Source organism: Enterococcus sp. AZ191, assembly GCF_051713845.1.
In the GTDB taxonomy this organism is placed as follows: Bacteria; Bacillota; Bacilli; order Lactobacillales; family Enterococcaceae; genus Enterococcus_B; species Enterococcus_B durans.
On record NZ_JBIOQS010000001.1, the window covers coordinates 2,398,795 to 2,410,686 of the forward strand.

At 38.6% G+C, this 11,892-nt stretch carries 12 protein-coding genes; 2 read left to right on the top strand and 10 right to left on the bottom strand.

The window, feature by feature from the left end:
* Positions 1–2: 2 nt before the first annotated feature.
* From glnA to IGI47_RS11660, 6 genes are all read right to left on the bottom strand, one after another.
* Positions 3–1,343 carry a type I glutamate--ammonia ligase gene (glnA, locus tag IGI47_RS11635; protein WP_311929618.1) on the bottom strand — a complete coding sequence of 447 codons (1,341 nt, stop codon included), beginning with the start codon at positions 1,341–1,343 and terminating at the stop codon, positions 3–5.
* 32 nt (positions 1,344–1,375) lie between these two features.
* Positions 1,376–1,768: a MerR family transcriptional regulator gene (locus tag IGI47_RS11640; RefSeq protein WP_438784292.1), complete on the bottom strand. Its 393-nt coding sequence runs from the start codon at positions 1,766–1,768 to the stop codon at positions 1,376–1,378.
* A gap of 183 nt (positions 1,769–1,951) precedes the next feature.
* Positions 1,952–3,187: a GTPase HflX gene (hflX, locus tag IGI47_RS11645; protein ID WP_311929619.1), complete on the bottom strand. Its 1,236-nt coding sequence runs from the start codon at positions 3,185–3,187 to the stop codon at positions 1,952–1,954.
* On the bottom strand, positions 3,188–4,102 hold the full coding sequence (miaA, locus tag IGI47_RS11650) for a tRNA (adenosine(37)-N6)-dimethylallyltransferase MiaA (protein WP_311929620.1): 915 nt from the start codon (positions 4,100–4,102) through the stop codon (positions 3,188–3,190). It abuts the gene before it with no gap.
* Positions 4,103–4,109: 7 nt separating this feature from the next.
* A complete protein-coding gene (locus IGI47_RS11655; protein WP_311929621.1) occupies positions 4,110–4,844 on the bottom strand; it encodes a glycerophosphodiester phosphodiesterase in 735 nt (244 codons plus the stop codon).
* Between the two features lie 504 nt (positions 4,845–5,348).
* Positions 5,349–5,876, bottom strand: coding sequence for a hypothetical protein (locus tag IGI47_RS11660; protein ID WP_005875715.1), 528 nt, complete (start codon positions 5,874–5,876; stop codon positions 5,349–5,351).
* Positions 5,877–6,055: 179 nt separating this feature from the next.
* On the opposite strand from IGI47_RS11660, the gene clpP reads away from it, so the two are divergent.
* Positions 6,056–6,649: an ATP-dependent Clp endopeptidase proteolytic subunit ClpP gene (gene clpP / locus IGI47_RS11665; RefSeq protein ID WP_005875713.1), complete on the top strand. Its 594-nt coding sequence runs from the start codon at positions 6,056–6,058 to the stop codon at positions 6,647–6,649.
* A gap of 176 nt (positions 6,650–6,825) precedes the next feature.
* On the opposite strand, the gene IGI47_RS11670 is transcribed toward clpP, so the two are convergent.
* From IGI47_RS11670 to efrA, 4 genes are all read right to left on the bottom strand, one after another.
* Complete coding sequence (locus tag IGI47_RS11670) at positions 6,826–7,314, bottom strand: gamma carbonic anhydrase family protein (RefSeq protein ID WP_016177332.1); 489 nt, start codon at positions 7,312–7,314, stop codon at positions 6,826–6,828.
* Positions 7,315–7,526: 212 nt separating this feature from the next.
* Entirely contained in the window at positions 7,527–7,706 is a 180-nt protein-coding gene (locus tag IGI47_RS11675; protein WP_016177331.1) for a hypothetical protein, read from the bottom strand.
* 89 nt (positions 7,707–7,795) lie between these two features.
* A complete protein-coding gene (gene efrB, locus IGI47_RS11680) occupies positions 7,796–9,562 on the bottom strand; it encodes a multidrug efflux ABC transporter subunit EfrB (protein WP_311929623.1) in 1,767 nt (588 codons plus the stop codon).
* Entirely contained in the window at positions 9,559–11,289 is a 1,731-nt protein-coding gene (gene efrA, locus IGI47_RS11685) for a multidrug efflux ABC transporter subunit EfrA (protein WP_438784293.1), read from the bottom strand. The genes efrB and efrA overlap by 4 nt, the downstream gene beginning before the upstream one ends.
* Positions 11,290–11,679: 390 nt before the next feature.
* On the opposite strand from efrA, the gene IGI47_RS11690 reads away from it, so the two are divergent.
* Positions 11,680–11,892, top strand: a complete 213-nt coding sequence (locus IGI47_RS11690; RefSeq protein WP_311929627.1) for a DNA-directed RNA polymerase subunit epsilon — start codon at positions 11,680–11,682, stop codon at positions 11,890–11,892.

The following is an 11,892-nucleotide window of genomic DNA, read 5'->3' on the forward strand; positions in this document are numbered from 1 at the left end:
TTTTAGTACAATTCTAAATATTGTTCTCTTTCCCATTCTGAAACGGTTTGTCTGAATGCAGCCCATTCTAAACGTTTGGCTTCTACAAAGTTCGAGAAGATGTGCTGGCCTAATGCGTCGATCATTACTTCATCTTTACGTAATTCTTTGATAGCATTGTGGATAGTTGATGGTAAATCTAAAATATGTGCTTCTGCACGTTCGTCTTCATCCATTACATAGATATTGCGGTCAACTGCAGCGGGAGGAGTGATTTCATTGCGGATACCATCTAAACCAGCTTGAAGTAAAACAGCCATTGCTAAGTAAGGATTAGCAGAAGGATCTACTGAACGCAATTCTAAACGAGTAGACAAGCCACGTGATTCTGGAACACGGACTAGTGGTGAACGGTTGCGTCCACTCCAAGCAACATATACAGGTGCTTCATAACCAGGAACTAAACGTTTGTATGAGTTCACTGTTGGGTTACATACAGCTGTATATGCGCGAGCGTGTTTCAATAAGCCACCTAAGAAATGATATGCTGTTTGGCTAAGCTCTAAATCGCCGTCTTTATCATAGAAAGCATTGCCTTCTTCATTGAATAAAGACATGTTGCAGTGCATACCTGAACCATTGATACCAAATAGTGGTTTAGGCATAAAGGTTGCATGTAAGCCGTGTTTGCGAGCGATTGTTTTTACGACTAATTTGAATGTTTGGATATTGTCACAGGCGTCTACAACATCAGCATATTTAAAGTCGATTTCATGTTGGCCAGGAGCAACTTCATGGTGAGAAGCTTCTACTTCAAATCCTAAGCTTTCTAATTCCAATACGATATCACGACGGCAATTTTCACCTAAATCTGTAGGAGCGAAATCGAAATAACCACCTTTATCATTTAAAGTAGTTGTAATCTCACCGTCTTCGTCTAATTTGAATAAGAAGAATTCTGGTTCTGGTCCTAAGTTGAAAGAGGTAAATCCAAGGTTACGCATATCTTTTAGTGAACGTTTCAAGTTTCCACGTGGGTCCCCTGCAAATGGTGTGCCGTCTGGATTATAGATATCACAGATCAAACGAGCAACTTTTCCATGATCGCTTTCCCAAGGGAAGATCATCCAAGTTGAAAGATCAGGATACAAATACATATCACTTTCTTCGATACGTACAAATCCTTCAATAGAAGAACCATCAAACATCATTTTGTTTTCTAGAACTTTGTCAATTTGGCTAACTGGTACTTCTACGTTTTTGATTGTTCCTAAAATATCAGTGAACATCAATCTTAAAAAGCGAACATTCTCCTCTTCGATAATTCGTTTAATTTCCTCGCCTGTTATCTGTTTCTTTACCATGATATCCCTCTTCCTTTTTTTGTCTATTTCATTCAGTCAAAAAATTGTCTCTGCATTCCTTGTGACTGATAATGCCCTGTTTTGCTTAATCCGCCCTGCGCCAAGATCTCATCACGAAAAATTTGGCGAACGTCATGGTCAGTCAATTGCTTCTTACTTTCTTCTTCCTGTTTTTTCGCTTGAGCCATTTCATACACTCGCTTGATTCCAGCCATATTCAGCCCATCAGAAAGATAATCTTTGATTTCTAACAATATATCAATGTCATTCAATGAATACATACGGCGATTTCCTTCGCTTCTTTCAGGATGAACAAAATCTTGCTCTTCGTAGTAACGAATTTGTCGCGCGGATAAATCAGTTAATTTCATCACTGTACCAATTGGAAATACTGACATTGATCGGCGCAATTCCTTTTCTCCCATCAGACGTCCCCTTTCGTTTCATAAGTTGTGTAAAGTATATCAATCACTAAAAAGCTTGTCAACCGCATATGTTACATTTTCTAACATGGAACTTCGATTTTTTATAAAAAAACACAGATATCTTTTTTTTGATATCTGTGTCCTTATTAATAGGATAAATAGAAATAAATAAATAACTTTAATTTATTCCATTTTTAGCCATTTTGAGGTTTTTTTAGCAAAACCTCTTACTTCGTAGCTATTTTGCGCTTCAATAAAGTGTTCACTCAATACAAGCGTTTGTCGACGTAACGCACTCAATTTCTGACCCTCGTCACTTGCAACAAGTAGCGTGTAAGGTTCTAGCAATTCCATCAGCTGGCGTTTGATCCCAGCAATCAATTGATCTTTACCTTCCACACTTTGAGCAGAGATCAATACATTCGGGAATAGTGTCGGCGTAAAAAGAGCGGGGTCGATCTGATCCGCTTTATTATATACCGTCAATACAGGCATTTCGCTCATTTTTAATTCTTCCATCAACTGTAATACAGTTTGTTCTTGTAACGTTCGGTCTAGCGAACTTGCATCTACCACGTGTAACAATAGATCCATGTTTTGACTTTCTTCTAGTGTTGAATGAAAAGCATCGATCAGCTGTGTAGGCAAATCCTGAATGAATCCAACTGTATCTGTCACAGTGATTTCAAACCCTTCAGCGAACCGCCATTTTTTAGTTAATGGGTCCAGCGTCGCAAACAATTGGTCTTTAGAATACGTATCTGCTTGTGTGAGAAGATTTAATATCGTTGATTTCCCAGCATTTGTATAGCCGATCAAACCAATCTGAAAAACCTCACTCGTCTGACGTTTTTGTCTGCTTCTTTCCCGATGCGCTTCTACTGTCTTCAATTCACGCTTGACTCCTAGAATTTTGTTGCGGATGTGACGGCGATCTGTTTCCAGTTTTGTTTCTCCTGGCCCTCTTGTTCCAATTCCGCCCCCAAGTCTTGACATCGACTTTCCTTGACCAGCTAAACGTGGCAAAAGATATTCTAATTGTGCCAGTTCGACCTGCAGCTTCCCTTCTTTCGAACGTGCCCGCATCGCAAAAATATCTAGGATCAATTGTACCCGATCAATGACAGGAAGACCGACTGCTTCACCTACTAATTGACTTTGTCTAGGAGTCATTTCATGATTGAAGATGATGAGGTCTGCTTCGTAAGCATCTGCTTGTTGGATCAATTCTTGCAGCTTCCCTTTTCCAATGATCGTTTGCCGATCTACTTGTGGTCTTTTTTGTGTCAATGTGAATACCACTTTCCCAGAAGCTGTCATGGTCAGCTCACTTAATTCAGTCATTGATTCTTCAAAATAGCGTTGATTTTCTTCTGTTTCAACGCCCACGATGATGACTTTTTCCTGTCCATTTTCCATCTATTTTTCCTCCAGCCACTTTTTGATCACTCGCTCGATCTCTTCTTGTTGCTTTGGCTGTTCTAACAAGTCAAACCATTGCGGTTTTAGCCGATTACGAAACCAAGTCAATTGTCGTTTTGCATAACGTCTTGAGTTCTGTTTGATTTGTTCAACAGCCTCTTCCAAGGTTATTTCTCCTTTAAAATAAGGGTACAATTCTTTGTAGCCGATTCCCTGGCTTGCCTGTATCTCACCCAAGCTGTAAACAAAGCGTGCTTCGTCAACCAACCCCGCTGCGATCATTTGGTCCACTCGCTGATCAATTCGTTGATACAGAAGTTTCCTTTCTGTATCTAGCCCGATCATACAATGTTCATATAAGCATTGCGGTTTTTCTTTTGGTGTCATGATACTATAACCAGTTACTTCAAACACTTCTAAAGCACGGATGACTTTTCTTTGATTGTTCCAATGGATCTTTTCAGCTGCCAATGGATCTTTTTCTTTTAAATACTCCCATAATTGTTTTTTCCCGATTTTTTCAGCCAACTCTTCATATTTTTTCCGAACATCAGACACCACTTCTTTTGCTCCCAGCTGATAGTCATAAAGCAACGATTGTATATAAAGTCCTGTCCCGCCAGCAATGATCGGTAGATGCCCTCTCTCAGTTATTTCAGTAATCAGCTGTCTACCAGCCTTTTGGAAATCTGCTACAGAATAATTATCTGTTGGTTCGATCACATCGATCAAATGATGGGGAATCCCACTCATCTCTGAAGTACTGATTTTTGCAGTTCCAATATCAAGTTTTTTATAGATTTGCAGAGAGTCTCCACTAATGATCTCTCCATTGAATTTTTTTGCCAACTCCACACTAAGGGCGGTTTTCCCGACCGCTGTGGGTCCGACGATCACAAGTACTTTTTCCATCGTTAACCTACTTTTTCATTGATTGTTTTAGTCTTATTGCTCTTTCAGGAAAATCCGTGATGATTGCATCCATCGGCTGATTGAAGCATCGGATCATTTGTGCATCTTCATTGATCGTCCAACATCTAATTGCCTTAGGAAACGCTTGGACTTCTTCCAGATTGGAAAAGTACCAATCAACTTTAGGATGGATTCCTTCTAAATAAGTTGTATTTTTGGCTAAGGTCACTTTTTTCTGCGAGCTACTTAATAATAGGTCCAGCTGTACATCGGTTTCTAAAAGAGATAGCCGCTTTAAAGAATCTATATTGAAACTGCAATACGCATGTTGAAAAGGCCAAACACTATTGGTCAATAGCTTGGAGACTTTTTCTTCAATGCCTGCATAATCATATTTATCTGTTTTGATTTCAATCATCACTGTTCCACGATAGTTTTTTTGCAAGAGTAGATCCAACACTTCTTTTAACGTCGGAATCTTAGCTGCTGGAAACTTGTCATTGAACCAAAGACCCGCATTCAACTTTTTGATTTCTTCTAGTGTCTTTTCTCGAACAAGTCCTTTGCCATTGGTTGTTCGATCCACCTCTTCGTCATGGATCACGACCAACTCGCCATCTTCTGTCAAATGAACATCCAACTCAATGCCATCTGCATTTACACGAACAGCTTCAGCAAATGCCGGCAATGTATTTTCTGGATGCGTCCCACTACTGCCTCGATGGGCAAAAATCTGTACCATATCACTTCACTCCGATCCACTTTATTGTAACACAGGAAAAAGTAGTGACAACTGTGATTTATCCTATCCATATGTGAAAAAACACCAATTGATATAGCAACTATCAACTCACTTCACGTGTAGCAAACCACATAAAGCAATGTGGAACAAATCAAAAAATCAGTTTTGCTACAGACTCTCGAATAAACGGCGCCAAAAAGTCAGGTTTTTCGGAAATTTCAAAAAAAAACGAGGTTGGGACAGAAGTGTTTAACTCCGAGAAATAAGAAGAAATTCACGAAAATTGCTTTTCAAATTTTTGTGAATTTCGGCTTATTTAAGAAGGAGTTGCTTCTGCTCCCACCGTTTATTCGTTTTTAAAGAATGAGACAAAAGTGTTTCTTACTTTTGTCCCACGCTCGTTTTTCTCTCCAATTTTTCAAACCTAAACGACTTTTGTTTCGGCCTCAACTTTATCTCATTATTTGTTTTGCCACTTTCATGAGAATAGCATCCCACAGGCTACTAGCTCCATACATCATCTTTAGAGAAAAAGCCGATTGGCTGTCTTGTGACATTCTTTAATTGTGCTTTTTTTTCAATGATCATTTCATTTAAGTTATCGGTGAAATTTTCCAAAATAACCCGTCCACCTTTATAGGCATATCCTCCGATTTTCATTGTTTCATCCGGGGAAAGAATGACTTTTCGATGGGCGATATTTTTAAACAACTCGTCCAAGATATAGTTCGGTAGGTAAAAATTATTTTGAGCGGAGAAAGACTGTAAATAAGCAAAATCATCGATCGTGATATAGCAATCATCGAATGCATCAAAACTAACATATTCATCTAATAAGGTCGCTCTTTTTTGCAATATCTCATTGATTTTTTTATTTAATTGATTCAACGTCTCTATTTCTTTGACTTTCAACTCTAATTCACGTCTTCGTTGTTCTTTATTTTCAAGATGGCGCATTTGGACAGCCATTCCTATATATACGATGATAGCACCTAATAAGACGCCAATAAAACCTACGATACCAACTACCAATTCGTATTCCTCCTTGTTTTGCATTTCAATTTTTATCATAACATAAATTCATATAATAGACCTATTTCGCCAAAGTTTTTTATTTGACCTTTATTGACCAAAAATGTATACTACATTCTAGGTATTAGAAATCAATTTATGTTACACTATTTCTAAAGAAATCAAGGAGGAACCTTATTATGAATTTAATCCCTACAGTTATCGAACAATCCTCTCGTGGCGAAAGAGCCTACGATATTTATTCTCGTCTATTAAAAGACCGGATCATCATGCTGAGTGGACAAGTAACAGATGATTTAGCAAATTCAATCATCGCTCAATTACTTTTCCTAGATGCGCAAGATTCTGAAAAAGACATCTATCTATACATCAACTCACCTGGTGGATCTGTTACAGCTGGTATGGCGATCTACGATACGATGAACTTCGTGAAAGCAGATGTCCAAACAATCGTTATGGGTATGGCTGCTTCTATGGGTAGCTTCTTACTTACAGCTGGGAAAAAAGGCAAACGTTTTGCTTTACCAAACGCTGAAATCATGATCCATCAACCTCTTGGTGGAGCACAAGGACAAGCAACAGAAATCGAGATTGCAGCGCGTCACATTTTACAAACTCGTGAACGTTTAAATAAAATCTTGGCTGAACGTACTGGTCAACCACTTGAAGTAATCGAAAAAGATACAGATCGTGACAACTACATGACTGCTGAACAAGCAAAAGCATACGGTTTGATCGATGAAGTAATGGAAAACAGTGCTTCTTTAAACTAATCGGAGAGTGCTGAATAAGTTCCGTGCCTAAAAATTCGTACAACAAACGAGCCGAATAACAAAAACTATCTAGGTAGTTTTTCCGTTATTCGGCTCGTTACGTTTATCTAGAAGAAATACATTTTTTATCCGTTAGGCAAGGCAGTCAAAAGTAGACTCCCCAAAAAATCTTCATGCTACTGTATCTGATCGAACTCGCCTTTCAGGTATTTTTCTCCTAGATCAACATAATGCTGGATATTTTTCCGATTCTTTTCGATCTCTTCTTCCGTAAGCGGACGGATCACTTTGGCTGGTCGGCCAAAAGCCAATACATTGGGTGGGATGACTTTTCCTTCCGTTACTAGCGATCCAGCGCCGATCAAGCTATTTTCTCCAATCACTGCATGATTCAAAATCGTGGAACCCATGCCGATCAGTGCCCCTTTTTCAATCGTACAACCATGCAGCAAACATTGGTGCCCAATAGTCACATTTTCAGCGACTTCGACAGGTGCATCATGATCCACATGAATAATCGTGCCATCTTGAATATTAGTGTTTGACCCAATCTTGATCGTGTTACTGTCACCACGTACAACTGCTTGATACCAAACAGTTACTCCTTCCCCAAGTTCAACCTCACCGACAACAGTGGCGTTTGGGGCAATAAATCGTTCTTTCATCCATGATCCCCCTTCTTTTGTTGTTCATTATAACAGAATCGTGATGACTGCAACAAAAAGAAGATGAGAAAAAGGAAAATTTACCTTTCACTCATCTTCTAAATCAAACAGTGGAAATAGTAGCCTCTTTGAAAAGAAATCGAGATTCTCAAAAATTTGTAAAGTGATTTCTGTGAATCGCAGCTTATTTCTCATGGCTTGATACTTCTCTTTTAGGCTTCTAAATGTTCTAATACAGATTCATATGCCACTACTTGTGCTCGTAACCGTTCGATTTGTAGTTCATTTTCAATAAAATTAATGGAATTTCCTAGTTCTTCTTGTCGGCGTGTTGTCAAACGGTCGATTTCCTTCTTTGTTTCAGCAATTTTTTTGTCCAAAAATTCTTGCATGATCTCATCTCCGCTTCTTATTTGATACATTAAGCGTAACACCAATGACAAAGAAAAACAAAAATAAACCTTCTTTTTTGTTGCGCTTTTTACGCCTCTATTACTTCTTCTGCAAATTGACTATTATAGAGTTTTTCATAGAAACCGCCTTGTGCAAGCAAGCTTTCATGCGTTCCTTTTTCGATGATCTGTCCTTGATCCATCACTAAGATCAGATCAGCATCTCGAATCGTGGATAACCGATGGGCGATCACGAAACTGGTTCGTCCTTTCATCACGCGATCCATTGCTTTTTGGATCAATGCCTCAAGACGTGTATCCACTGAACTGGTTGCTTCATCTAAAATCAAAATCTTAGGATCAGAAACCACTGCCCGAGCAATCGTCAACAGTTGCTTTTGCCCTAGAGAAACATTGTCCCCTTCAGAATTGATCTCCATTTCATAGCCATCTGGCATCGTTCGAATAAAGTGATCAACATTAGCTGTTTTCGCAGCATCAACCACTTCATAATCTGTCGCATCCAATTTACCGAAACGGATATTGTCCGCAATCGTTCCTTCATATAGCCATGCATCTTGCAGAACCATACCGAACAATGACCGAACATCACTTCGGCTCATTGATTTTGTATCGATACCATCGATTTTTATAGCCCCATGTGTCACATCATAAAAACGCATCAATAGGTTGATCAACGTTGTTTTTCCTGCACCTGTAGGACCTACGACTGCTACCGTTTGCCCTGCTTTGACCTCAAAATTCAAGTCTTGGATCAACGGTTTTTTTGGATCATAGGCAAAGTCCACATGTTCAAAAGAAACATTTCCTAATATTGTTTCTGGAAGAGTGACATCTACTTTATTTTCTTTTTCCTCTGGTTCATCTAAAATCTCAAAGACACGCTTCGTAGCCGCCGAAGCACTTTGTAGAACAGAAGACAATTGCGTGATATTTCCCATTGGTTGGCTGATTTGCCAAATATATTGGATGAACGCTTGTAGTTGCCCCACAACGATCACACCTGAAATCACATAAAAACTACCCAATACAGCCATTCCGATATACGTAGCATAGGCGGTAAGTTGAACTAAAGGCATCATCAGGCCAGAAATAAACGCTGCTTTGAATCCATAATGTTTCAACGAATGATTGACCTTTTTAAATCCTTCAAAGGTCTCTTGTTCCCGACCATAGACTTTCAATACACTAAAACCAGTCATATTTTCTTGAACATAGCCATTCAATTCCCCCAATGAATTTTGCATTTGTTGGAAGTATTTTTGGGAAGCATTGATCACTCGTTTAGAGATCCAGATGGAAGCTGGGATCATGATCATTGAAATCAGAGCCATGATTGGTTGTATATAAAACATCATTACCGCTGCCATCGTAATTCCTAAAATCGCATTCACGACACCAATAAACGCTTGTTGCAAAGCACCACTGACAGCATCCACATCATTAGTGACACGAGATAAAATATTTCCTTGCTGGTTCTTGTCAAAATAAGAAACCGGTAAGCGATTGATTTTTTCCTCGATATCTCTTCTCAAATCTTGCATTGCACTTTGCACAACATTGGTCATCAAAACACCTGAAAGCAATTGTGAAACACAATAACCAATCCCAACAACTGTGATCCAAATCAAACACTTAAAAATATAATCAAAGTTGATCGACTCACCATTCGCAATATTATTGCTGATTTCAGTGGTTGGCAAACCAACTACGTAAGGTAGAGCGGCATTGAATGCGACCGTCAATACAGTAAACAATAAAACAAAGATAAACGTCAATTTGTAGGGGTTGATATAACGAGCTAATCGTTTTAAGGAAGCAAATGTATTTTTCATGCTAATTCCTCCTTCGATAACTGTGAAGCAGCTATATCATAATAGATCGGGCAATTTTCCAATAACTCTCGATGCGTGCCCATACCTACCACTTCCCCCTCATTCAAGACAATGATCTTATCAGCATGCATGATCGTTCCTACACGTTGTGCCACGATCAAGACAGTTGATTCTGTCGTTTCTTTTTTCAGTCTTGCACGAAGCTTCGCATCCGTTTGATAATCCAATGCAGAGAAACTGTCATCAAAAATATAGATCTCCGGTCTGCGAATAATTGCTCGTGCTATTGCAAGCCGTTGTTTTTGTCCACCTGAGAAGTTTGCTCCCCCTTCGGAAAGATGTTCATCATATCCAGCGGTTTTCTTAGATATAAAATCCGCTGCCTGAGCAATTTCGGCAGCTTGTTCCATCTCTTCTTGGGTTGCATCCTCTTTACCATATCTCAAATTTTCAGCGATCGTTCCAGTAAACAACAGCGCTTTTTGTGGAATAAAGCCGATTTTATCTCGAAGTTTGCTTAAGCGATAGTCACGCACATCTACTCCATCAATTAAAATCTCGCCGTCACTGACATCGTAAAAACGAGGAATCAATTGGATCAGTGTTGATTTCCCACTACCAGTACTCCCAATAAATGCTATCGTTTCTCCAGGAGAGGCAGTAAAGCTTACGTTGCGGATCACTGGCTCTTGTGAGTGTCCTGGATAAGCAAAGGTTACATTTTTAAATTCGATATACCCTTTTGTTTTTGTTTCAGAAACGCCATTAGGATCTTCAGTGATTGATGGAGAAGCATCCAATGCTTCTTGGATACGACCAGCAGAAACTGCTGCACGCGGGTACATCATGAAGACACTTGCAAATAGCATGAATGAAAATAGCGCATGGAAAATATATTCGATAAATGCGATCAAGTCACCTACTTGTAACGCTCCTGCTTCAATTTGAACTGTTCCGCTCCAAATGATCAAGACCATAACAATATTGAACAAAAAGTAAAAACCAGGTTGCGCAACAGCCATCAAACGAAAGAGACTCTTTGAACTAGAAGCATAATTCTTATTTACCTTGGCAAAACGTTTTTCTTCGAATTTTTCATTGACAAACGCTCGAATAACTCGTAAACCAGATAGATTTTCACGTAATATACTATTGATTTTATCTAAATTCTTCTGTTGTCTTTTTGACAATGGTTCAGAAAATTTAGCAATTGCTACCACGGCGATTAGTAAGAGAGGTAACGCCCCGATCACATACAAACTTAATGATACGCTTGTACGCATGACCATGTAGAGACTCACCACGAACATCATCGGCGTCATAAAACCGATTCTCAAGATATTTTGTAAAAATAGCATGATTTGATACGCATCATTCGTTGTTCGAGTAATCAAAGATGCTACCCCTAATGTTTCATATTCTTGGTGTGAGTAACTTTGGATTTTTTTGAATAGATCATCTCTGATATCTGCTACAATATTCGTCGTGATCCGAGAACCAAAATAGCCTAACAATATATTCATAATGATCCCTATCACCGTAATGATGATCATGAAAATTCCTTGTTGTTTGACATAATCGAAATCGTTGTTGCGAATGCCGACATCGATCATTCGAGCCAAGATCGTTGGTAACCCCAACTCGATCAAAATAAAACCAAATACGCAGATAAAATTTAATACAAGATATTTTTTATAGCGCATGGTGTAATGCCACATCAATTTCACTTTCTCATCTCCTTTTAATCAAATTAAATTTAGCCATTAATAAAAATAATAGCATACTCCGTGACTATATAGAACACTTCTAGTGGGAAAAAAATTTTTTTATTATATTCGGATGATAAAAACAATTTTCCTTTCCACTTAGTCGATTTCTATACTTATCACCAATTTTATGCTAAAATAGCAATTAACTATTGTATGTGAAAACCATACAGAAGGGCACGGTTGAAGAACAATCTGAATGGATAAGCAAAACGAGGCTTGTCTCTTTGAGTAAAATCGATTATTTTACTCAAAGCATATGAAAAACTAGGTGGCTTGTCCCCTCGTTTTGTGTTGTCTAAAAATCAACTAGCTAAATTACTGCTATACGCAGATAAAGGAGACTTACTAATGATTTACAAAGTATACTATCAAGAAACAAAGATTCGTAATCCCAAACGAGAAGAAACTCAATCACTTTACATTGAAGCAAACAGCGATGTCGAAGCACGTCAAAAAGTGGAAGAAAATACCCCATACAATATTGAATTCGTTCAACTTCTAGAAGGAAGCCATCTAGAATACGAAAAAGAAAATGCCGAATTCACTTTAGTGGAGTTTTAA